Here is a 22,193-nt window from a genome sequence, read left to right as displayed (position 1 = left end):
ACGACTTGCAATATATCGTTATTATACCACGTAAAATATTCAGTGGTATATAAATGCTACTAAAATTATTCGAAGCTCATGGAGCACCGACAGTTCACCCGATCCGCTGCTGTGGTCTCGTGATCGCACGGGTAACGGGGAGAGCCGCCGGCCTGAGTGGAGAAGCGCTCATCGATGCCAACGCGCTCACCATCCCGGGCCCGGTGCCAGTCTCTTGAGTCAAAGATCGAGGTATCCCAGATCTTGAACGTGGCTCCAGCTTCCCGAGCGGCCACCTCTTGCCCCATGCTGGATGCGGTACCGGTCATGGTCCGGGCAATCGCCAGGCTTCGGGCTGGGGAAAAAGTGTAATTTGAGGACAACCGCTCTTTGAGCTGCTGTACGGTCTCTCTCGCTTCACGGGACTGCTGCACTTCTTTCATCACGGCTACCAGGGAGGTGGCATTGATCATCGCAAGCTCAGTGGCGATCAGCGTCTCTTCCTGAATCTTCGTCAGGATCTGCTCGTAGACGAAGGGGTCACTGCGCAGCTGGATGTCCGAACGCTTTGGCATGACCACAGCTTCAGCGGAAATGCGGCCGGCTTCTGCCAGCAATGCCTCGATCTCCGTCAGATCGTCTGAGGCGCTCGCTACGAGCTTCTCTACGATATCTGTCTTACTGATGCTTCCGAGAGCCGTTTCGTCCGCTGTTAGGCTCTCAAGCTGCGTAGACAGGATCTTTTCGAACAGCGGGGCCATGACCGAGGACGCATAGGCTTCCCGTCTTTCGGCTTCCGCCTCCGAATTCTTCTTGGCCGCTTCGCGAGTGACGAGTTGGTATTGCTTCTGGAATGCTTCTCTTCTAGTCAAGACATCCGTGTCTTGGGACTTTTTTGAAGAGCGGGACTCCGTGCTCTGGAACACGCCGTCGTTCAACAGTTCTTTGCCACCAAACGGAATCTCCCAGCCCGGGTACTCCTGAAGGCCCAGCTCCAGGCGCTCATTGATGGTCTTCATCGGCACGCCCATCTGGAACAGCTTGTCCGCCCGCTCGATCTTGGCGTCCTGGGATTCCCGGAGCGCCTCGATGTTGGAGAGGTCGGCACCGATGTAGTAGCCATCCTGGAGTTCGCTACGCAGTGAGTTGTTCAGGGCGTCTACGATCAGGTTGATCAGCGGCAGGATGGTGTCTTGCCAGAAGATCCGCTTGCTCTCAGCGTAGTTGTTGTACGTGCTGGACTCTTGCGCACCGGCCAGCTGAGGCGGTACTCCAAAGATGCCCAGGATCTCGTCCCGGTTCCAGCGCCGGGAGTTCAGGAAATCCATCTCCTGCTGGTTCAGACCGAGCTTCGTGATCGATGCTTCCTGCCCGAAAACCAGGGGCATGCCGGCGTTCTTGGAACCCCGGAACTTGCTGAGAATGGACTTCAGGATCGACTTCTTCTGTGTGTCGTCCAGCTGACCCTTCACGCTGATGGCGATGTCCGGGTTGCCTCGGTTTTGCATCAGAGACTTGTTCCAGTTCGCCTGCTCGACGTCCAGGTCCACCGCCTTGGCCGCCGCACGGAGCGGGGAGAGACCACGCAGGGGGTCGGCCGGATCCTGCATGCAGACCCGGATAACGGTGTCGGTCGTGTAGTCAGACGAGGTCTTGCGCTGTCCGGCTTCGTAGATCTCATAGCCGGAAATAAGTCCCGAGTGGCTCTTGGAGCCGACGGGCGCGATGCGGTCTGGAGACACGGGCCACAGCTCTTTTGTGATGCCCCGGGAACTCTTCACTTTCTGAAAATACCCGGCACCCCCGAGCTGAAGCCAGGCGACCAGAAGCTTAGTCAGCTCGATGCGGGACAGCTCCGGATGCGGCTTATCGAGCAGCTTGGTGATCGGGTGATTCCACTCGACCTGCCCATCCTTATTGAAGACAACCAGGGGCGCGGAGGCCACGGCAGCAGCAATTTTGGACACGGCAACGTACACCCAGCCGCTTGCGTGCATGCCTTCCTTCACTGACTTGTTGACGGTGAAGTCTGTCCAGGACGCCCGGGGCATGGCCGAAAAGTGGGTGTCCACCGAGCTGGCCATGTTCCGTTTTTCCATATCTTCGTGAGACATATTTATTGACCTTGAAAATAGATGCTACTGAAATCAGGCGAACGGCGGGGTGGGCCAGACGACGTCCTGGGGCTGTGCGAAAGTCTGGGGTACGTCACGAAGCTCTTTTCGATAAGTAGCGACGTCACGCTTCGAAGCGGTGTGATCCTGAGCATTGATCAGCTCATCGTCGATCAGACGAAAAAGCTCCGCATCCGCTTCCGCAAACTTCGTGTCTCGCTGCTCCCGGATTTGCTCCCAGGTCACCACGTGACGCGGGGCTTCAACAACGAACTCGGCGTCTTTGTACTTGATGACAAAGCCCGCTTCGCGCTGTGCCCGGAGCTCCCGGACTAGGTCCGGGGAGATCTCTACGTCGGTGAAGCGACCGTCGTTTCGCGGCTCGTGCTCGAAAGACAGGATGTGTCCAAGGCCATTGATGACTGCGTACATTTTTCTGTTTCCCTATCTTAATTTTCGACGCGGATGTAGGCCCGGCCGTCGCCAGAATCTGGGACGTTCGGCAGGAAGTAGGAGGTGATTGCGCCGATGTTCACGACGTAGCTCTGTAGCATCTTCGAGTCGCTGCCTCCGGAAAGCAGGTAGACGGAGTTGGCTTCGTCAAAGTAGCTGTAAGAGACGGTTGTCGCGGCGTTCGAGTACGCAGAATCTGCGCTCGCGGTTGTCATCTCGGTCGGAGTTGATGCAGATGTGTAGTAGACAATCTTGCTGTCGAAGCCGCTGTAGAAAAGAAAGCCACCGGAGACCGGAACGATTTGGGCTCGGACGTTTGCGCCGGCGTAGTCAGCGTAAAGGTGGGTTTCAGTCGTGTTTGTTGCGGGATCGTAGAAGACAACATTTCCAGTTGTGTACAGAGAGTTGCTTCCTTCAACGATCATCCACTTACCGAGATCGGCACTGTAAGCTGCTTGAAGACCGGCAGCGTAATAAGCAGTTAGTATCTGGATCACGATTGCATTGCCCGCACTGAAGTCATCAAGCGATGCGTAGTAGCGGACATCCTCGCCCGTCATTACAACAAATGATCCGTCACTTCCGCGGACACAGTTGTACGCACGCTTGTTCGAATCGTATCCGGGAACCTTTGCGCGATATGTAAACGTTGCTCCAGCGTCATCGCTTGAGATGATGTAGCACTCGTAGGTGTCTGATAACGTCACACAGATGATCTGAGAGCCGTCGTAGAAAGACCATAGATTGTCTTTGCAGAACGCCGGAGTCATTTCGGCTGGGGCTCCGACAACATCCGTGCTGTAAACAATTCGATAATTTTCAACGTCTACATATACGTACGATGTCGTCGGTGCGAGAGTGCTAGGCACGTCGAATGCAAGCATTCCGGCGCTCGCGGACATCAGCCCCGGCATATATCCAGCCTGCTCAAGTTCGTGGTGCACGTGAAAGTTGTAAGCATTTGAAATAGCGGTGCCACCTGACCTGAGCAACATTCGGCATTTTTTGCTCAAGTCCGATAGATCGATCAATGTCGGGTACTTATCGTTGCCGGCAACGGTGATTCGATTAGCGTCGTACTTTGAGAATCGGACCCGAATGTCGCCCTGGTTCGAGTTCTCGAAGCCGCTGTAGTACTCCGTGAAAGTCATCGACTCCACACCGCCCGGCACGCTCTGATTTGCAGACAAACCGCTTGCCGCAAGCTCCGGGTGCTCGGCCTCAGCGTACGCAGAGCCGTCAGCCCGGCGCCACTTGGCATCTGGCTCGGCTCCGGAAAAGCGCAGGATTTCGCCGATGCGGGGGCCGCCGGAGGCTTCGATCAGACCTGCATCGATTTCAGTCGCGTCAGAGAGAGTCAGGATCAGATGGTTCTGTTCATTGATCGTGCTACTGACGACTGAGACACCCTCTGCCCCGGCGGCTCCATCAGCGCCCGCAGGGCCGGCAGGACCAGCGTCACCGGCGGGGCCCGAAGGACCGACAGGGCCTTGAGCGCCATCAGCACCGGCGGGACCAGCAGGACCCTGGGGGCCATCTGCTCCGTCCGCACCTTTCACCGGGCCAGCATTGACGACAGATGCATCGCTGTACGTGATGACTAGCTCGCCCTGGGGATTGATTTCAGTGCTCGAGATCGTCTTGCCATCCGCGCCGTCAGCGCCAGCAGGACCGGCAGGTCCCATCGCACCATCCGCGCCAGCGGGACCAGCTTCACCCTGGGTACCCGCAGGACCCTGAGGACCAGCAGGACCTTGGGCGCCATCCGCTCCGGCAGGACCCGGGGCACCGTCAGCACCCGCAGGACCCTGGGGACCAGCGGGACCTTGGGCGCCGTCTGCACCGGCGGGACCGATCGGACCGACTTCTCCCTGCGGACCCTGGGGACCGGCTTCGCCTTGAGGACCGGTCAGTCCCTGCGGTCCTTCTGGGCCGGGCGCGCCTTGCTCCCCGGCAATGACGAGTGGGGCCTGGGCGTAGGTGAGCTTGATCTCTGAGCTAGACATGAATCGAAACCTTTATAGAATAGCTTATTATAACACGCAACAAATAAATGCTACAGTAACAACGATTTATTTCACCAGGCCGGAGATGGCCACCACCACACCGCCGAGGCTCAGCAGGGAGCTCAACTTCACTCGGTTGACATCAATTGACTCGACTTCCACATCGATCGTTCGGCCGTTGTGCGAAGCGCTCAGCACGAAGCCGTCTTTGTTCACGAGATTCAGATCGTGTTGAAGAATGTTGTCGTTGCCGGCGCCCGTCAGATCCATGGACGTGACAAACATCTTCGGGTGCGAGGTGAGACGGACGCCCAGGGTTTTCGGGGTCACGGCGGTGTTAGAGCTCTGACCATCATCGACTTCACCCTGCGTCGCCAGGCGGATGTTGCCCATGATGCTCTCGGTCGCCTGAACGTCGTTGCGCTGGATTACGTACGCTTCGGTCGAAGATACGAAAAGAATCTGATCGCCTGGGGTTACGTCTGCAAACGGCGAGAAGGCAACGCCGGTAGCGCCGGCATTCAGAGTGCCTGCGACGGTGACGACGTACTGATAACCGCTGATGTTGTCGACCGCCTGCGGCTGAGCCGGGTCGTCGATCGCAAGAGAGGCATCGAGCTGGCCCTTAAATCGGATGTCGCCATCAATCTCGATCTCTTGGAAGATGAATTCCGATCCGGACCAGTAAGCCACCCGGCGCAGGTCGGTGCGGTAGATGCCGAGGCCCGCGTTCTGAGAGCTGAGCGGAGAGCCGTTGTTGCCGGTAGAGACGATCTGATCCTGGCCAGCCTGGTCTGCGACATTGTGCAGACGCATGCCTTTGAGCTGGGCGACGCCAACGCCATCGAGGTTGTGGTAATAAAGTCTTTCAGACATGGGATTTATTTCTCCAGGAGAGTGAGTTCGATAAAGAGGTTGGAGGTGTCGACAAGCGACGTCAGGTACAAGTTGTTCTCATAAGCTTCAGTCGCGAGTGAGACCTCCAGTCGCCGCTCATCGTCTGTGTAAGCCCGCAGATCCAGGATCTCCCCGATCTTCCCGAGCAGATACTTCCGTCCCGTGGGCCGAATGGTGCGAGTGACGATCTCCGGGCGCAGGTCTTCTGTGTATCGAAAGTCGGTCTCATCTTCTCTTTTGAAACCAACTCGATGCTCTTCGACGCTGTAGTCGACGGACTTCCCGGGATCTCCCTTCTCGCCCCTAATGACCACCGCCTTGCCGGCAGAAATTTGCGGTCTCGCCATGAAATAGTTCCCTTACCGAGTGGCGTCAGGGCGAACGACGAAGCGGTCTTTGTAGTCCTCAGGCTCCGGCAGAATGGTGTTGATCCGGCCGTCCGGGTCTTCTTGCTGAATATCCCAGTAGTACTTGCCGGCTTCCACCGCAGCGGTCAGCTCACTGTCGACACGGAACAGGCAGATACCCTGTGCACCCTCGACGGTGTTAGCGGTGTGCTCAGCCACCAGGGCCGGTGCATCGCCAAAATCCTCAACCAGGGTCAGGGTGTACTTGAAGCCGGTGATGTCGATGGGGGAGTCGTCGGCGAGATTGAAGCGGATCAAGATGTCCCAGTCGTCGCCCTTCCGGAATTCCCCGAGGAGTCTGCTCATGCCCAAAGCCTATAAGAATTGATTCAGTTATAACTGATTATATCATGTAAGGCTTTTTGTGGACAATAAATGCTACTGTAATAACGAAAAAGCCCCTGATGAAGGGGCTGGTCTGGGAGGACTGGAGTCAGGCTCCGAGCTCTGAGAAGCGGCCGTGGAAGCGTTCAGGAAAGCGGCCGGTGCGGATCTTCTGCTGAATGTACCGTCGTAGTGCGACAGCTTCTTTTTCGGGAAGAGGCGCTTGGAGCGAAGCGTGATCACCGGAAAAGTCGTAGCTGATCTTGACGTTGAGAAGCTCGATAAGAGTCATGTCACACCCCCCAGCCAGCGGTCTTGGTCTTGTAGATATGATCGGACAGCCACTTGCGACAGATGGCTTCGAACGCCTTCTTGTCGTCACCTCGATAGCTGAGACACTGACCTTGATTTGTTTCGCCGCCTTTGCAGATTTGCTCGCCTTGGGTACCCGCTCGTCCGTTAGCATCGACGTAGATGTAGGTGCCGCCAGGGCGTGAGAACGTAAGCAAGCGGTCAAGTTTTCGACTTTTTATTTTGAGTTCCATGGTTTTCTCCTTTTAGTTTTTATTCGGGGCCGGAGTCCCGGGGTGGTTATTAGGCGGACGTGACCGCGTCTTCGATGCACTCTGCAAGACGGCCGCTGTCTTTTGCATCAAGCTCAAGGCTGCGCATCATTTCCATGAAAGTCGGCTCGTCGTGCACAAAAGCTTGAGATGTGGTCGGTGCGGTGACTTCACATCTCTCGAACTTTTGGCCGGCAATCTCGACGTCGTAAACAGTCGTGACTGTTCCGTTCATAAGAAAGTCATCGCGCTCTTTCACAGTAATTTTGGCTTCGATGCAGTCAGTGATGTCGTATGTGAATGTATTCATGACGTTTCTCCAGGTTGTTGTTTTTCTTCACTCTTTGTAAATACTATACCAAAATTTAAGGTAACGACAAATTTATGGAATAATATCTAATTTGTCATTTTTTTCGAGGTCGGATAGCGAAATAAGTGCAATTCCAGGCAGTCGCCCGAGAAGATAAATGAGAAAAAGATGAAATAAATTTGTACGTAGAAGCCGAAACAGGAGGGGAGGAGAGGGCAGGGTGTTTATTGACCCCAAAAACTTTTTGACCCCAACTTCTTGTTGAGATCAAAGCCGATTGAGGACAAGAAGCGGGGTGCCGAGACCCCGGGCAATCAGATCAGCGCGTCTTTTTCCATGCCGACCGTGCGGCCGTCTTTTGATTGAAGCCAAAAAGGCGAGTCACTGAAGTCCTTGTGCTTGCCCGGCGCATCGTCTGGCCAGCTCTTCTGCTGCATCTGAATGTGCTGCCGGGTGTGAAGCGTGAGCCCGCCAAGCATCTGTGTGCAGCCGTGGGTCAGTGCTTCTTTGAGAAATCGGTTCATGCCTGTGCTCCCTTCCTTTATCCATACTTATAAGATAATTATAGCACTAAAAAACTATTTGTCATTAAAAATGGAATAAGAAGTGAGGACGAAAGGCCTTGGCAGGACTCAGACACCAGAGCGATTAGGTTGTGGCCAAAGCGCTTTCACGTGAAAAGTAGGGTGGATTGTCCAGGTTTTGGGGTAACTGGGAATCTGAGGGCGATGTTTTTGGGGTCAAAAAGCAGTTAGTAGTAGTCCTCGAGCTCCGCTTCCAGCTCTTTCATATCCACATCCTCGTAGTCCAAGGTGATGCTGAGCGACTGTTTACGCTGCCATTTCAGGAGCTGGCTGAGGGTATCGACTTGGTCATCGTGCTTGGACTTCGGGAAGTGAATTATCTCTTGCTCAAAGTCATACAGCCATGAAGCTTTCTCCGGGAGCACTACCAGGCCGGCCTCTACCAGGCTGGATTGATTGCTCATGCGGATGACCTTGTTGGCCTCCGGCTCGATAGCAATTACGGGTAAGCCTTCTTCCCGGCCGTCCTGGATAAGGCTTTGCCCACTGGCTTTGTCCTCGATCAGGATGGCGTGAGGGCTCCAGATCGCATTCAGGTTGATCAGGGTGCGCTTGAGCTCCGGGTACTTTGCTCTGCGTCTCCACACGTCGAGCAGATACCATCTCTTGTTGTACTTACCGAAGACTGAGATGACCGAGGGGTCGTTGATCTCTGCGGTCTTGAACGCGGTGTCACAGCTGAAGACGATCTGCTCGCATTCTGCGGGGTGTTCGCCGTACCGGCCGAACCAATCAAGCGACACGACACCGCCGGCGATTGGGGTTGGTTCCTGCTGCATCTGACCGGAGAAGACGTACGGGTCGGCATCCCGCTGGCGCTCCAGCTCTTCGACTGTGTGCTTGAACGGCCACAGGGCTTTTTGCTCCCCGGTGACCGGATCCTCGGTGAGGGCAGCCAGCTTCAGGTGTGTCCAGGTATCCCCGGTACCACCATCCAGGAGATAGCCGGTGGTGTCTTCCTCGTGCAGCCGCTGCATGACCACGATGATCGGAGTCTTACGGGAGTTCACCCGAGACGCGATGGTGTTACTCATGCGCTTGTTGATGGTCTTCCGGACCGTGGCGGACTCGGCGTCGCCGGGCTTCAAAGGGTCGTCGACGATGATGGCGCCGTAGAAGAGGTCCGGGTCCAGCTGCTCCTGGTTTGTAGTCAAAAAGCTGGTGTCGATGCCGTGTTCTTCGAGTTCCTGGAGCTGCTCATGTGACGCATCCTGGGAGCCCTCGGAGGCCGTGGAGCCGGCACCAAAGCCTGTGACCGCACCGCCGGAGGAAGTGGCATAGACGCCGCCGCCTTGGGTCGTGTACCACTTCTTCTTTGACTTGGCGTCGCCCTTGAGCTGGATGTGAGGCCAGACGGCCTGGAAGGCGTCGGAGAGGATCAGCTCTTTGATCCGGGATGAGTTGTCGAAAGCCAGTTCGTCGGAGTACGAAAGATGGATGAACTTGGCGCGGGGGTTCTTCGCAATACACCACGCGATGAACATCACCACCAGCATCTCCGTCTTCCCATATCTTGGGGGGATGTTGACGATCAGGCGCAAGATCTGGGCGGCGGTGACTTGGTAGACGTGGTCTTCGATGATTCGGTGATGATCAGAGACGACGAAGTTTTGACCGGTGAGCTGCTTAAAGAAGTACCGAGTGAAGAACAGGAAATCCGTTTCCAGCTTGTGCTTGAGCACCGCCAGAACCCGGGGATCCATGATCTTCTGCTCCGCCGAGTGGGGCATCAGAACTGCTCTTCCAGGGACTTGGAGATGGCCGCAGCGGCTTCGGGCGTGAGGTCCAGGGTGGTCTGCTGCTGGATCGGTGCACCGTCGGGACCGGAGATTTCAGAGCTGGATTTGTCACGCCAGTCGAGGATGTTCTTTGCAGCCAACGCGGCGAAGGGGCCGTTGTAAGCGCCGGAGAGACCGTTAGTCGTGAAGACGTCTTCCTGCATCTCTTTCACCGCGTTTAGCGCGTGTAAAAATTCAGGGCGAACCGGGGCTCCAGACTCGTCGACCTCGTGGGCCCAGTTGTGCAGGGTCTTTCGGCAGATCAGGAGTTTGCGGCAGAAGCCGGCCAGGGTGGGGAGTGGGTTTGCCCGCCACACGGATTTGATGGACCCGTCCCGCTGGGGGACGTCCAGGTACTCTCCGGGCGGTACGTCGAAGTGCTCGATCAGCTGCTGGGCGTACTCGGGCTTGTACCGTGACGGTCGGCCGAGACCAGGGTACTTGTCCTTCGCCTTTGTTGAGCCCTTTTTCTGTGCCGTTTTTCTTGGAGGCATCTCTTAGTCCTTTTCATATATGCTACTGTTTCTGATCGTAAAGAAAGCGAGCGATCAGGATCGCGTCAGAGCGTCCGTCTTTGAGCCCGCCCCGGGGGCCGTAGAGCGGGGCGTCCGGGTAGAGAGCGAGGCACCGGTCCGCGATCTGCTGCTTGCTCAGTGACTTCTCACCCTTCTTTTTCCTGAGCTTGAAGTGCTTCTGCCAGGCCTGCGGGGACTCCAGCTGCACGTCGTCGACGAGGGCAGAGCAGAGCGTCACGACACCGCCGAAGCCTTGGCCGAACGTGAAGACGGAAACCACCCCTTGGCCCGGGCGGCTGGAGACCAGCTCAATGCAGGCGTGGCGGCTCTTCGAGATAACCTGGGCAATGGCGGCGCCGTCCGGAAAGACCCGGGAGCCGATGGTCTGACACGGCATGTCGATGACATCCAGGATCTTTCCCGAGTCGTCTAAAACTGCGATTGCACCCGACTTTCCGGGATCTATGCCAACATACATGGAGCTACCTCTTGTCTCTCCATTATATCATTACGGCATAACAAATTACACGCTTAGATCTTTCAGGAGTAACTCTCTTCCCACCCGCAACGCCCCACGTTGTCACTCCCACCGCCAGGTGGGGACATTTCTTTTCTAAATGAGAGTAACTCTCATGCCGAAGATTTTTGCCCGAAATTGATATTCATATATATAAGAACTTTAATTTCTCCCGAAAATCTTCGGAGGCCTTGGGGCGCAAGGGTTTAGCTGATTTTTAGGGGGCCCGCTGACGCGGAATGACAAGGTGTGGGGCGCTGGGGGAAGGGGAGATCGGCGAGTCTTAATAGCTGAAATCGATCAAAGATTACGTGCTTATGTGAAAAGCGTATAATAAAAGAGGTTCTAGTAGCATGTAAATGCACTAATTTATGATACAGTAAGTGTGTGGGATGAAGAAAGTTACTCTAAATGGAGAATAAGCACATGATTATCACCCGAAATTACCGATCCGAAGTCGACGCCGCTAAGCACGACGCCAACCTGGCCGGCGAGAAGATCGACTTCACGCTACAGTCTGACCGCATCGAGACCGACTTTGAGGTGCTCGACCTGGCTTGTCGCTTCAGTCAGACCGCAATCACATCCGACGGCGTACAGACAGACTTCCGAAAAGTAGACCGCATCGGCGGAGCCAAGCTGCTCGTGAACGCCGCCCGCACAGTCTATGAGCACGACCGAGCTGCTAAGAATCTGGCGTACGCTATCAGCAAAGAGTGGAAGGTCAGCTTCTTCCGCGACGACTTCGACGCGCTTGAAAGCGAAGTCCCCCGGGCCGCGTTCCTGAAAGTGAAAGAAGCGATCATGATTACCGAAGGTCGCGTACGCTCTTTCCACTTGCCGATGATCGATGGTGAATCTGTTGAAGATTACCGTACCATTAAAAACAGTGTCTTTGATAATAGCGATAAATTGATTGTCCTGAACGGCGGCATGGCTACCTACAAGACCACAGCGCTGCGTGACATCTACACCGAAGCCCGGGCCCGCCGCATGTTCCCGGTAATGGTGACTGGCAAGCGCTCTATCGCATCCAACTTCTTCAGCAGCGATCATGAAGATCACTACAAGAACAGCTCCGCCGAAGCCCCTCAGGGTCTGATCGGCGTCATCAACACGGTCGCTCAGCACAAGCACGCCGAAGACCGCAAAAACTGCCGCGTTCTGATCATCGACGAAGTCCAGGATCTCTTCGATCACATGGCCACTGGCACCTTGGGTAGCAGCTTCTACGACCGCGCCGCCGCTATGAATGCGCTGGAAAAGATGATGAAGCAGGCCGACCGGGTCGTCGTCGCTGACGCCATGATCACGGATCAGACGCTGTCCCAGCTGTACTCGATGACTGGTGCCTTCCCGCGTGTCCTGACAGCCCAGAGCAGCACGGACGTAGAGATCAAGATCAGCAAAGAGAGCGAAGTTCTGGCTCTTGCTAAAGAAGACCTGAATGCCGGTAAGAAAGTCGCCGTCTTCTGTGACTACCGCGCCGAAGGCTTCTCTGAGATCGCCAATGCCTTGCGCACCAGCAACCGCGCTGTCACTGAGCTGACCGCCGACTATCTGGAGCGTAAGGGCAAGACCGTCGAAGACATCAACGAGATCCTTGAAGCCGCTGACGCCGCTGTGATCAGCCCGGTCATCAACTCCGGTGCTTCTATCGAGCTCGAAGACTACGATCGCGTCTACGTGCTCGCGGGTCAGACCCTGAACGCCACAAGCATTCTTCAGTCCGTCCGTCGCTTCCGCGCTGCCCGCACTGCCTTCATCGGCTTCCGTCGCGGCCAGGCCTCAAAGCGTCTGATTAAAGCAGATGAAATTATCTATTCGGACCTGATCAAGACTGCATCAAACCCTGGCGCCGAAACCCAAAAGCTCTTTGAGCACAAAGGCGCCCGCTTCTTAGCTCGGCACGCGGCCTCCCGCAACACGCAGTTCGAGAGCTTCAAGCAGACCGTGATCATCGCCGCCGAGCAGATGGGCTTCACCGTTACTCGCGCTGATGTTGATGTCAAAAAGAGAAAGGACGGTACCGCAGCGAAAGCCGCCGGTCGTAAGAAGAACGCCGAAATCCAGGAAGAGACCGCGTTTGAAGCTTCTCGCATGCGCCGTGCCGGCAAGGTCACTGAGATCGACATGGGCGGTGAGACGAAGACCTTCAAGCAGGAAGTCGCTGCCCGTACGATCGACGCGCTGAATGTTCTTGAGCTCAAAGAGCTGTGCGAGCAGACCTACACTGAAGTGTTCGGCCTGAACGCCGATTTGATTGTGCTCAAAAGAAAGCAGCTGAGTGCAGCCCGCATCGACGCAGCCGACGGTCGCGTGCCGACCCGCTCCAGCATTGCTGCCTACGCCGCCGCTCAGTTCCTGGCACAGGCCGGTTTTGACTTCAAAAAGCCGTTCCAGTCAGTGATCACCAAGGCTTCAGCCGAGGCTGCCTTCGAAGCTCTGGCCAACCCGATCGAACTGGAATCCGGGCACGCGGTCCGCGCCATGGCGCTGGTGAAGCTGGTCTTCAGCTCTGTGGACTTCGGTAAGAAGTACAAGACCCAGATCGTGAAAGAGTGCATCCGCACCCTCGGCTACGACATGGAAGCTCAGGGCCAGGTGGACAAGCAGACTCAGTACGGTGTGACTGCGCTGTACAAGAAGCTAAACAAAGAGCTGGTGAACGTTACTGAGATCGTCGACAAGTACGCGCCGATGATGGTGAGTTTGAACTCCCTGTCGGAGCCGGTGGTGGCCGCCCTGGATCCGGTCTCTAAAGACGAAGAGGCAGAGCTGATTCAAGCTTCACTGATCCGCTTCGAGGAACTCCGGGCATCCGCCTAAGCCCGGGCACGCGCCACGGACGGCGCACTTTCCCCTCAAAACACGGCTCTCATTTTCCTGAAAGGCCTTTCAGTGCAGTAAACCGCACATCGGGAGCGTGAGAGAGCGGTTTGCTGATCATCAGATATCGATGACGATCGGCGGGTTTGTCGGCTTGTACCTCTCTGTGCACGTGCTCGCATTCACGTAAACGACTCCGCCTTTCTCCAGGATTCCGTAGCCCTCATGGATATGGCCGAAGACGTGGGCTTTCAGGGACTTCAGAAAGGGAATGCGGGCCTCGACGGACAGACAGCCGACATGCAGGTCATCTTCCGGCACGTAGTCCATGACCCCCCGGGGTGGGCCGTGAGTGATCAGGACATCGGTGTCCGCCGGTACCAGCCTCATCTTTTCAGCCGCCAGTGCCGGGTCGGCGTTGTACGCCATATCCCGAAACCTGGGAGTCCAGGGGCTGCCATGGAACTTCACTCCATCAATGACGGTGCTTTCGTCTTCGAGGTAGATGACTTCGCAGCGCTCGCAGTGCTCCCGCATCCAGGCGCTGTAGTCTTCAAAGCAAAAATCATGGTTTCCAGCGATCAGAATCTTGTGGCGGTGGGGCAGCTGACTGAGCCACTCGACGGCTTCAAAGCCGGCCGGGATCCGACCGCTCCCGGTGAGATCGCCGGCGTGGATCAGCACATCGCCATGAGGGATTCCTTCAATCTGATCGTGCAAGCTGTGGGTGTCAGAAATGCAGACGATTCGCATGAAAGCGGCTCACTTTCTCTTGTCTACCCACACCTGGATCATCTCCTTAAGATCGTCTTCGGGAATCTTATCGAGAAAATCCTTGGCGCTTGCGTGATCAAAAAAAACCGGGCTGAGCTCGAAGCCGCCGTCAGGAGTGATGACCAGGCGTCCGGAGTCCAGGGCATCCAGCAGCGCAGAGTTAAACAGAGTCTGGTGGCGATTGCTCCAGCTGATCGACAGTCTTTGTGTGTGCGTCATGATTACCTCTGTGCACTATTATATAGAAGACAGATTAAACGAAGGGCAGGGCATGAGCGACATCCTCGATTCACTAAAGAAAGACTACGACGCACTGAAGAAGTCGGGCATCAAGTTTGATCCTAAGCTCGAGCAGCTCCTGAAATCGAAAGACAAAGCGCCGCAAAGAATTGTTGAGCCCAAAAAAAGAAAACCCCCGAAGACCGGGGGCTAAGCTTACTCAAGGAGAAAAACAGCACGACATAGATAGGAAATAAACATTGTGGGATGCTTTCCGACTCTATACCTCCAGTGTACCACATATAGTGATGCAGTCAATTAATGGCACACTAATTATCGAGAAAATAAATGTACCTCGAAACTCCGCACTGCTTTTTGTAATCAAAAGATCTTTGCGCACAACCCATCTTTATTGCACACAAAATAATAAGTTAGAGCCGAAATCGAGATTTTCGGACCCCATAGGGACCCCCGGGGGAATCTGAAGCTTTTTGGTCTCAACAAAATGATTGTTCGGCAGGCATAAAAAAAGACCCAGGCATTGCTGCGAGGGTCTTTTTAAATCTTTGATCTTGGTAGCAAAACAACGCTATCAGCTTTGGAGATCAAAGATCGGAAAAGATGGTAGCAAGGGGCGGAGTCGAACCGCCGACCCCAGCATTATGAGTGCTGTGCTCTAACCAACTGAGCTACCTTGCCATTTCGTTCCGGGCTTCGCCCCAAACGAGGCGCGTATTTTCAGTATTTGGGCTCAGCCTGTCAAGGCTTGGAGGCCAATTTTTCCGGAAAACTTACACGTTGAAGCGGAAGTGGATGACGTCGCCGTCCTGGACGATGTAGTCCTTGCCTTCCAGGCGCCATTTGCCGGCATCCTTGGCGCCGGCTTCGCCGTTGTATTGCACGTAGTCATCGTAGCTGACGATCTCGGCACGGATGAAGCCGCGCTCGAAGTCGGTGTGGATCACACCCGCCGCCTGGGGCGCGGTGGCGCCGATGCGCACGGTCCAGGCCCGCACTTCCTTCGGGCCGGCGGTGAAGTAGGTCTGCAGGCCGAGCAGGCCGTAGCCGGCGCGGATGACCCGGTCCAGGCCGGGCTCTTCCATGCCCATCTCGTCGAGGAACATGGATTTCTCTTCGTCTTCCAGTTCGGAAATCTCGGCTTCCAGCTTGTTGCAGATGGGCACCACCACCGCGTTCTCGGAGGCGGCGATTTCCCTCACCGTGTCCAGGTGCGGGTTGTTCTCGAAGCCGTCCTCGTTGACGTTGGCGATGTACATGGTCGGCTTCACGGTCAGCAGGCACAGCTCGCGGATCAGGGCCATCTGGTCCTTGTCCAGGTTCATGCTGCGCACCGGCTTGCCTTCGTTCAGCACTGGCAGCAGTTTCTCGAACATCTCGAGCTGGGCCTTGGCTTCCTTGTCGCCGCTCTTGGCCACGCGCTGCACGCGCTTGATGGCTTTCTCCACGGTGTCCAGGTCGGCCAGGGCCAGTTCGGTATTGATCACGTCGATGTCGGAGGCCGGGTCGACCTTGTTGGCGACGTGGATCACGTTGCCGTCTTCAAAGCAGCGCACCACGTGGGCGATGGCGTCGGTCTGGCGGATGTTGGCCAGGAACTGGTTGCCCAGGCCTTCGCCCTTGGACGCGCCGGCCACCAGACCGGCGATGTCCACGAATTCCATGGTGGTGGGCAGCACCCGCTCCGGTTTGACGATTTCGGCCAGCTTGGTCAGGCGAGGGTCCGGCATGGCCACCACGCCCGCGTTCGGCTCGATGGTGCAGAACGGGAAGTTTTCCGCGCCGATGCCGGATTTGGTCAGTGCGTTAAACAGGGTGGATTTGCCGACGTTGGGAAGGCCGACGATGCCGCAGTTAAATCCCATGGAATGCCTCTGCTGGTACTGAAAAAATGTGGCCGGATTATACCGGTGTCTGGCGGTCCGTGCGAGTAAGGGGAAATGCCCGCTCAGGGCGTGGGCTTGAAGCTGTGCAGGCGGTTCATCGCCGCCGCGAGCTTGCCGCCCGCTGCGTCTGGCAGTACCCGCATCACCTCGTCGAACACGGCGTTGAGCTCTTCGGTTTCCTGCTTACCCAGTCGGCCGAGCACGAAGCCGGTGACCTTGCGGCTGTCGCCCGGATGGCCGATGCCGAGGCGCAAGCGCTGAAAATCCTTGGTGCCGAGATGGACGATGGTGTCGCGCAGGCCGTTGTGGCCGCCGTGGCCGCCGCCTTTCTTCAGCTTGGCCGTGCCCGGGGGCAGGTCGAGCTCGTCGTGGGCAACCAGAATCTGTTCGGGAGCGATCTTGAAGAAATCCGCCAGGGCCTTGATGGCCAGACCACTGCGGTTCATGAACGTGGAAGGGTTCAGTAGGTGCAGGTCCAGGCCCTGCCAGTGAATGCGGGCGTACAGCCCGTGGTACTTCTTCTCGGGACGGAGCGTCTGGCCCGCATGGCGGGCCAGCGCTTCGACGAACAGGGCGCCGGCGTTGTGGCGGGTATTCTCGTAGTCAGAGCCTGGGTTGCCCAGACCGACCACCATGACAATATCCTGTGCCATTCGCCGTTGCCCCCGGAGTGTTTACTCCTTCTCTTCGCCGTTTTCTTCGCCTTCTTCACCTTCTTCCGCGTCGTCGACCTTGGCGCCGCGCGGCTTGTGAATGGCGACAACCGGCAGGTCGTGGTCTTCACCCTGCTGCAGGGCAGCAACGCGAACGCCTTCCGGCAGTTTCAGGTCGCTCAGGTGAACCACCTGGTCCATTTCAACCGGAGTCATGTCGACTTCGATGAACTCAGGCAGGTTCTGCGGCAGACAGATGACTTCCACTTCGTTGACCTGGTGGTTAGCCACACCGCCGTGCAGTTTGATAGCCGGTGCAGATTCTTCGTTGATGAAGTGCAGCGGTACGTTCACGTGGATCTCGTGGTCCTTGTCCACACGCAAGAAGTCGGCGTGGGTCAGGATGGGCTTGTACGGGTGACGCTGCAGATCCTTCAGGATCACGCTTTCTTTCTTGCCGCCCAGCTCAACGGTCAGGATGTGGGAGAAGAAAGCTTCGTTTTCCAGAGCCTTTTTCAGCTCGTTGTGCCAGATGGCGATCGGAGTAGCTTCCTTGTTGCCACCGTAGATGATGGCAGGAATCTTCCGCTCCTCGCGACGCAGGCGGCGGCTCGCACCTCTCCCCTGATCGTCACGAGGAAATGCTTCAATTACAAAATCCTGAGACATGGTATTAACCTCGCTCGTCACCTGAAGGGCCCGCGACCAGGCGCTGCATCAGGTGATGTTTCTGAAAAGCCGGAATTTTTTTCCGACTGACTAAAAGAGTCGGGAGCCTGATTAGGCTCCCGACCCGGTAACTGCTTGTTTTGCCTGTTGGAAATGGCGTTAAATCCGCTTAGGCATTCTCGAACATGGCGCTGATCGATTCCTCGTTGCTGACGCGGCGAATCGATTCGGCCATCAGGCCGGCCATACTGAGGACGCGGATTCTATCACAATTTTTCGCTTTGTCACCCAGCGGAATGGTGTCGCACACCACAAGCTCGTCAAGGTCCGACGCGTTGATGTTATCAATGGCCGGGCCGGACAGAACCGGGTGGGTGATGTAGGCAACCACGCGGGCGGCGCCATGCTCTTTCAGGGCATTGGCGGCCTTGCACAGGGTGCCGGCGGTGTCGATGATGTCGTCGACCAGGATGCAGGTCTTGTCTTTGACGTCACCGATGATGTGCATGACCTGGGACACGTTCGCCTTCGGGCGACGCTTGTCGATGATGGCCAGGTCGGCGTCGTCCAGTTTCTTGGCGACGGCGCGGGCTCGTACCACGCCACCCACGTCGGGCGACACCACAATAAAGTTCTCGAAGCGCTGCTTCTCAATGTCTTCCAGCATCACCGGGGTGGCGTAGATGTTGTCCACCGGGATGTCGAAGAAGCCCTGAATCTGGTCGGCGTGCAGGTCAACGGTCAGCACGCGGTCCACGCCGATGCTGGAAATCATGTCAGCCACGACCTTGGCGCTGATGGCGACCCGGGTTGAGCGCACCCGGCGATCCTGGCGTGCGTACCCGTAATAGGGGATAACGGCGGTTACTCGTGTTGCGGACGCGCGGCGCAGCGCATCGGCCATCACGATCAGTTCCATCAGGTTATCGTTGGTCGGGTAGCAGGTCGGCTGGATGATGAACACATCGTGCCCGCGGACGTTCTCGTTGATCTCAACGGTCGTCTCGCCGTCGCTGAAACGGCCAACGGTGGCCTGTCCCATCGGGATGTGGAGTTTCTGGGCGATGGCTTTGGCAAGGTCGGGATTGGCGTTGCCAGCAAAAATCATCAGTTTGGACACGACGGCATCCTTCTCAATATCGGCGTTTGAGTCTGAAGAAACGGGAGAAAGGTGGCTGGGGTGGCAGGATTCGAACCTGCGCATGACGGGATCAAAACCCGTTGCCTTACCACTTGGCGACACCCCAGTATCGTGCTTCTTTGGCATCATTTCAGCTCAGTCAGCTTTTTATGTAGAGGTGAATGGTTCACCCCTTTAGCTACGAACCCCGTGATGCCGGAGGGTTTGCTTTCCCAGATAATCCGGGCTGCGGATTCTGTCGGGAAACGTCCAAATATGCAAGCCCCGGTTCCGGTTAATCTTGCAGGTCCGAATTGTGCAAGCCATTCCAGGCTTTGATTAACCTCAGGATACAGTTTGCGAACTACATCCTCACAGTCGTTTCGGTACCTCGAGGCGTCTCCCTCAAAAGCGGGCGCTATTGTGATTCTCGGGGTGTTTCTTGTCAACCCTTCCTCGGAAAAAATCTTTCCGGTGTTGATGTTGCACGCGGGCTTGAGCACCAGGAACCAGTCCTCGGCAGGCTCGACCGGAGTCAGGCGCTCGCCCACGCCTTCGCCGAACGCGGCGTGCCCGCGCACGAACACCGGCACATCGGCGCCCAGGCCCAACCCCAGTTCGGCCAGCTCGTCCTCCGACAGGCCAAGTTGCCACAGGTGGTTCAGGGCCAGCAGGGTGGTGGCGGCGTTGGAGCTGCCGCCACCCAGGCCGCCGCCCATGGGCAGGCGCTTGGTGATGGCAATCCGAACCCCGGGCAGGGGCGCCGGGGATCGGGCCGCCAGTGCCCGCGCGGCCCGAATCACCAGGTTGTCGTCATCGGGTACGTCGGTCATCGATTCGGTCAGGCGGATGTCCGGCTGATCGGGGGTCAAGGTGAAGGTCAGGTCGTCGCCGTAATCGAGGAACTGGAACAGGGTCTGCAGCTCGTGGTAGCCATCGGCGCGGCGACCAACAATGTGCAGGAACAGGTTCAGTTTGGCGGGGGCGGGCAGGGTCAGGCTGCCGGTCACGGCGTCACCTCATGCCGGTCCCATTGGCTGACCACCAGGCGCACCCGTTTGTCGTCCTTCAGCGCGGTGATCCGCGCCGGCAGGCTGGGCTGGTCTGGCAGGAAGGTCTGCCAGCGGTCGTAGCGGATCTCCCAGCCGGCCTGGCGGATGATGGCCAGTTGCTCGCTGGCGTCGAACAGCAGTCGGAAGTCGCCGCCGGGGGCCGGGAGCCCGCGAATCCACCAGATCAGGTTGTCCAGCGGCAGCTGCCAGCCGGTGGCGGCTTGCACCAGCGCTTCCGGGTCGCCCGAACGGTAGGTCTCGCCGTCCGGCAGGGTCAGCTCAATAAAGCCGGGCACACCCTTCAGGGTGGTGCTGCCCATGCCCAGAAAGGATGAGGACAGCGCCAGGTCGTAGGCTTCGCCCTGCTGGATCCAGTGGTTGATGATGGCGGTGCCGCTGTCGGAGGGCTGGCGCACCGCCAGCTTGCCCATCAGGCGCCAGTGGTCGAACTGGCTCAGGCTGCGGGTGCGGGCGGCCCAGTTCGCTGGCGGCTGGTCGGTCATGCCTTCGGGCAGCGGCTCAACCTGAATGGTGGTACAGGCGACGAGCAGGGCGATGAGGGGCAGGGCGAGCCAGAGTCGAAACACTGGAGCCATCAAAGCTCACCGTCGTCGGTCAGTCGCAGGATGGTCTCCCGCAGGATGTCGTGGTCGGCGTCCTGTTCCAGGCCCTTTTTCCAGACGATGCGAGCCTGGTCCTCGGCGCCGCTCATCCACAGGGCCTCGCCGTAGTGGGCGGCCACTTCCGGGTCCGGGTAGGCGGACCAGGCGCGGCCCAGGTAATCCAGCGCCGGCTCCAGCTGCCCTTCCTGGAACAGGACCCAGCCCATGCTGTCGAGAATGGCCGGGTTCTCCGGGTCCAGTGCCAGGGCCCGCTCGATGTAGCCGCGGGCTTCGCGCAGGCGATCGGTACGGGTGGTCAGGATGTAGCCGAGGGCGTTGAGGGCGACGGCGTTGTCCGGATCCTGATTGAGGATGTGCTTGAGGTCCTCCTCGGCACGACCGGGCTGGCTCAGGGTGTCCAGCAACATGGCGCGGGCGTAGCGGATCTGGATGTTGTCCGGGTATTCGTCCAGGGCTTCGGTGGCGGTGGCCAGGGCTGCCTCCTCACGCTCCTGGTCCAGCAGCAGGTTCACCTCCAGCAGCCAGAAATTTTCCGCCTGCTCCGGGTTGCTGTCTTTCAGGGTACGGATGTTGGCCACGGCTTCGTCGAGCCGGTCGGTTTCGGCCAGCAGGGCGCTGGTCCGGGCCAGGGCCGGGAAATAGTAGTTGCCCTGGGTGACGCCCTGATAATAGCCGATGGCCTGGTTGGTGTTGCCGGCCTCGTCCTGGATGCGACCCAGGTAATAGTTGGCCTCGTTCACGTGATGGCCCTGTTCCACCAGGCGGGTCAGTTCCGCCTCGGCCAGATCGGTCTGACCGTTTTCCAGGGCGACCAGGGCGTGGGACAGCCGCAGCCCGGGTGCGTTCGGGTACTGCTGGACCAGTCGGTTGAATTCGTCCTGGGCCGCCTGCAGCTCGCCCTCGCCGATCAGCATGCGGCCATACAGGGTGCCCATGCGCCGATTGGCGGGAAAGCGGCGGGTGTTGGTCATCAGGTAGTCGAGCGCTTCTTTCTCGGCGCCGCCCTCGTACAGCAGGTCGCCCTTGAGAATGATCGCCGGCTGGAAGTTGGGGTTTTTCTCAAGCAGTGGGTCCAGGCGATTCAGGGCCTGGCCGGGATCGCCGATGACTTTCAGCAGCAGGGCGATGCTGTATTCCAGTTCCGGGGAGTCCGGGTGGCGTTCCGAAAGCTCCCTATATAGAAGCAGTAGTTCCTGCTGCTGGTCCGGCGGCAGGTTGCCGGCCATGGCGGCCAGGCTGTCGAAGTCGGCATCGCCACCCTGGTTCATGATTTTTTCCATGTGGCCCAGGGCAACGTCGAGCTGGTTGCGCTTGACCGCCTGGATGGCCGAGACCCGGTGGGCCTGCAGGTTGTCCGGGTCGATCTCAAGCCAGAGTTCGGCCAGCTGATGCTGGGCGTTGTCGCTGTTCAGGGACTGGGCGATGCGCATGGCCCGCTCAATGACGCCTTCGTCCCGGGATTGCTTGGCGGCCTTCAGGTAGTTGACCAGGGTGACGTCGAAGCGGCCGCGTTGCGCCGCAATCTCACCGGAGAGTAATAGATAGAGAACGTCCGGCTCGAAATCCGCGTATTGAATGGTGTCTTCCCGCTTTGGCTCTGCCTTGGCCGGCGCAGGCGCTTCGGTGTCAGAGGCTTCCTGGGGGCCTGAAAAGCTGGCACAGCCGACCAGGGTAAGGCTGGTCAGGCAGGTAACCAAAAACGGTGCAGATTTGTGCATGCAACTTCCCGTGATTCTGTCGACAACGCATCAAAAACAGTCGCCAGCCTGGGCCGCTCTGGCACTGATCAGGCGCTGGCTGGGCATCCGGCGTCGGCCGGTTCCCTATAATGGCACAAGCGTCTGAACTTGCCCAACCTGTCCGCACTTGCCGAAGCGCGCGGCGTTTGGGTGGCAGCGAAGGG

General features: G+C 57.7%; 25 protein-coding genes and 2 tRNA genes. 3 read left to right on the top strand and 24 right to left on the bottom strand.

Annotated features, from left to right (window positions below; all coding sequences use genetic code 11):
* Window positions 1–65 precede the first annotated feature (65 nt).
* The 3 genes from U5822_RS02490 to U5822_RS02480 are packed head-to-tail and all read right to left on the bottom strand — an operon-like array spanning window position 66 to window position 4,231.
* Window positions 66–2,093, bottom strand: a complete 2,028-nt coding sequence (locus U5822_RS02490) for a phage portal protein (protein ID WP_322854039.1) — start codon at window positions 2,091–2,093, stop codon at window positions 66–68.
* 33 nt (window positions 2,094–2,126) lie between these two features.
* Window positions 2,127–2,525 (bottom strand): phage tail assembly chaperone, encoded by a 399-nt coding sequence (locus U5822_RS02485; protein WP_322854038.1) that lies wholly within the window; start codon window positions 2,523–2,525, stop codon window positions 2,127–2,129.
* A gap of 17 nt (window positions 2,526–2,542) precedes the next feature.
* Window positions 2,543–4,231, bottom strand: coding sequence for a hypothetical protein (locus tag U5822_RS02480; RefSeq protein WP_322854037.1), 1,689 nt, complete (start codon window positions 4,229–4,231; stop codon window positions 2,543–2,545).
* 69 nt (window positions 4,232–4,300) lie between these two features.
* Here U5822_RS02480 and U5822_RS02475 point away from each other — a divergent pair, with 69 nt between their 5' ends.
* A complete protein-coding gene (locus tag U5822_RS02475) occupies window positions 4,301–4,543 on the top strand; it encodes a hypothetical protein (RefSeq protein WP_322854036.1) in 243 nt (80 codons plus the stop codon).
* Window positions 4,544–4,618: 75 nt separating this feature from the next.
* On the opposite strand, the gene U5822_RS02470 is transcribed toward U5822_RS02475, so the two are convergent.
* The 10 genes from U5822_RS02470 to U5822_RS02425 all read right to left on the bottom strand — a co-directional run bounded on the left by U5822_RS02470 (window position 4,619) and on the right by U5822_RS02425 (window position 10,408).
* On the bottom strand, window positions 4,619–5,428 hold the full coding sequence (locus U5822_RS02470) for a hypothetical protein (protein ID WP_322854035.1): 810 nt from the start codon (window positions 5,426–5,428) through the stop codon (window positions 4,619–4,621).
* Window positions 5,429–5,433: 5 nt separating this feature from the next.
* Window positions 5,434–5,796: a hypothetical protein gene (locus U5822_RS02465; protein WP_322854034.1), complete on the bottom strand. Its 363-nt coding sequence runs from the start codon at window positions 5,794–5,796 to the stop codon at window positions 5,434–5,436.
* 12 nt (window positions 5,797–5,808) lie between these two features.
* Complete coding sequence (locus tag U5822_RS02460; protein ID WP_322854033.1) at window positions 5,809–6,162, bottom strand: hypothetical protein; 354 nt, start codon at window positions 6,160–6,162, stop codon at window positions 5,809–5,811.
* A gap of 127 nt (window positions 6,163–6,289) precedes the next feature.
* Complete coding sequence (locus U5822_RS02455; RefSeq protein WP_322854032.1) at window positions 6,290–6,472, bottom strand: hypothetical protein; 183 nt, start codon at window positions 6,470–6,472, stop codon at window positions 6,290–6,292.
* Window position 6,473: 1 nt separating this feature from the next.
* On the bottom strand, window positions 6,474–6,725 hold the full coding sequence (locus U5822_RS02450) for a hypothetical protein (RefSeq protein WP_322854031.1): 252 nt from the start codon (window positions 6,723–6,725) through the stop codon (window positions 6,474–6,476).
* Window positions 6,726–6,774: 49 nt separating this feature from the next.
* Entirely contained in the window at window positions 6,775–7,053 is a 279-nt protein-coding gene (locus tag U5822_RS02445; RefSeq protein WP_322854030.1) for a hypothetical protein, read from the bottom strand.
* 314 nt (window positions 7,054–7,367) lie between these two features.
* Entirely contained in the window at window positions 7,368–7,577 is a 210-nt protein-coding gene (locus tag U5822_RS02440; protein ID WP_322854029.1) for a hypothetical protein, read from the bottom strand.
* Window positions 7,578–7,804: 227 nt separating this feature from the next.
* Window positions 7,805–9,367 carry a phage terminase large subunit gene (gene terL / locus U5822_RS02435; protein ID WP_322854028.1) on the bottom strand — a complete coding sequence of 521 codons (1,563 nt, stop codon included), beginning with the start codon at window positions 9,365–9,367 and terminating at the stop codon, window positions 7,805–7,807.
* Complete coding sequence (locus U5822_RS02430) at window positions 9,367–9,909, bottom strand: hypothetical protein (protein WP_322854027.1); 543 nt, start codon at window positions 9,907–9,909, stop codon at window positions 9,367–9,369. Before U5822_RS02430 ends, terL begins: the two co-directional genes overlap by 1 nt.
* 22 nt (window positions 9,910–9,931) lie before the next feature.
* Entirely contained in the window at window positions 9,932–10,408 is a 477-nt protein-coding gene (locus tag U5822_RS02425) for a RuvC family protein (protein WP_322854026.1), read from the bottom strand.
* A gap of 465 nt (window positions 10,409–10,873) precedes the next feature.
* Between U5822_RS02425 and U5822_RS02420 the strand changes: the two genes are divergently transcribed.
* Complete coding sequence (locus U5822_RS02420; RefSeq protein WP_322854025.1) at window positions 10,874–13,276, top strand: hypothetical protein; 2,403 nt, start codon at window positions 10,874–10,876, stop codon at window positions 13,274–13,276.
* A 120-nt stretch (window positions 13,277–13,396) separates the two neighbouring features.
* On the opposite strand, the gene U5822_RS02415 is transcribed toward U5822_RS02420, so the two are convergent.
* Both U5822_RS02415 and U5822_RS02410 read right to left on the bottom strand, forming a co-directional pair.
* On the bottom strand, window positions 13,397–14,029 hold the full coding sequence (locus U5822_RS02415; protein ID WP_322854024.1) for a metallophosphatase domain-containing protein: 633 nt from the start codon (window positions 14,027–14,029) through the stop codon (window positions 13,397–13,399).
* A gap of 9 nt (window positions 14,030–14,038) precedes the next feature.
* Window positions 14,039–14,269 (bottom strand): hypothetical protein, encoded by a 231-nt coding sequence (locus tag U5822_RS02410; RefSeq protein WP_322854023.1) that lies wholly within the window; start codon window positions 14,267–14,269, stop codon window positions 14,039–14,041.
* 52 nt (window positions 14,270–14,321) lie between these two features.
* Here U5822_RS02410 and U5822_RS02405 point away from each other — a divergent pair, with 52 nt between their 5' ends.
* On the top strand, window positions 14,322–14,483 hold the full coding sequence (locus U5822_RS02405) for a hypothetical protein (RefSeq protein ID WP_322854022.1): 162 nt from the start codon (window positions 14,322–14,324) through the stop codon (window positions 14,481–14,483).
* Between the two features lie 408 nt (window positions 14,484–14,891).
* On the opposite strand, the gene U5822_RS02400 is transcribed toward U5822_RS02405, so the two are convergent.
* From U5822_RS02400 to U5822_RS02360, 9 genes are all read right to left on the bottom strand, one after another.
* Window positions 14,892–14,968, bottom strand: a tRNA-Met gene (locus tag U5822_RS02400).
* Between the two features lie 92 nt (window positions 14,969–15,060).
* Window positions 15,061–16,152, bottom strand: coding sequence for a redox-regulated ATPase YchF (ychF, locus tag U5822_RS02395; protein WP_322854021.1), 1,092 nt, complete (start codon window positions 16,150–16,152; stop codon window positions 15,061–15,063).
* Between the two features lie 83 nt (window positions 16,153–16,235).
* Entirely contained in the window at window positions 16,236–16,826 is a 591-nt protein-coding gene (pth, locus tag U5822_RS02390) for an aminoacyl-tRNA hydrolase (RefSeq protein WP_322854020.1), read from the bottom strand.
* Window positions 16,827–16,847: 21 nt separating this feature from the next.
* Window positions 16,848–17,495: a 50S ribosomal protein L25/general stress protein Ctc gene (locus tag U5822_RS02385; protein WP_322854019.1), complete on the bottom strand. Its 648-nt coding sequence runs from the start codon at window positions 17,493–17,495 to the stop codon at window positions 16,848–16,850.
* Between the two features lie 169 nt (window positions 17,496–17,664).
* Window positions 17,665–18,615, bottom strand: a complete 951-nt coding sequence (locus tag U5822_RS02380; RefSeq protein WP_322854018.1) for a ribose-phosphate pyrophosphokinase — start codon at window positions 18,613–18,615, stop codon at window positions 17,665–17,667.
* A 52-nt stretch (window positions 18,616–18,667) separates the two neighbouring features.
* A tRNA-Gln gene (locus U5822_RS02375) sits at window positions 18,668–18,742 on the bottom strand.
* A gap of 19 nt (window positions 18,743–18,761) precedes the next feature.
* On the bottom strand, window positions 18,762–19,625 hold the full coding sequence (gene ispE / locus U5822_RS02370; protein ID WP_322854017.1) for a 4-(cytidine 5'-diphospho)-2-C-methyl-D-erythritol kinase: 864 nt from the start codon (window positions 19,623–19,625) through the stop codon (window positions 18,762–18,764).
* The gene (gene lolB, locus U5822_RS02365; RefSeq protein WP_322854016.1) at window positions 19,622–20,263 is read right to left on the bottom strand and encodes a lipoprotein insertase outer membrane protein LolB; all 642 of its coding nucleotides are present in this window, start codon (window positions 20,261–20,263) and stop codon (window positions 19,622–19,624) included. Before lolB ends, ispE begins: the two co-directional genes overlap by 4 nt.
* Window positions 20,263–22,008, bottom strand: coding sequence for a tetratricopeptide repeat protein (locus U5822_RS02360; protein ID WP_322854015.1), 1,746 nt, complete (start codon window positions 22,006–22,008; stop codon window positions 20,263–20,265). Before U5822_RS02360 ends, lolB begins: the two co-directional genes overlap by 1 nt.
* Window positions 22,009–22,193: the final 185 nt, after the last annotated feature.

This window comes from Marinobacter qingdaonensis (assembly GCF_034555935.1).
GTDB classification, from domain to species: domain Bacteria; phylum Pseudomonadota; class Gammaproteobacteria; order Pseudomonadales; family Oleiphilaceae; genus Marinobacter; species Marinobacter qingdaonensis.
This window is presented reverse-complemented; position numbering and strand designations above follow the sequence as displayed.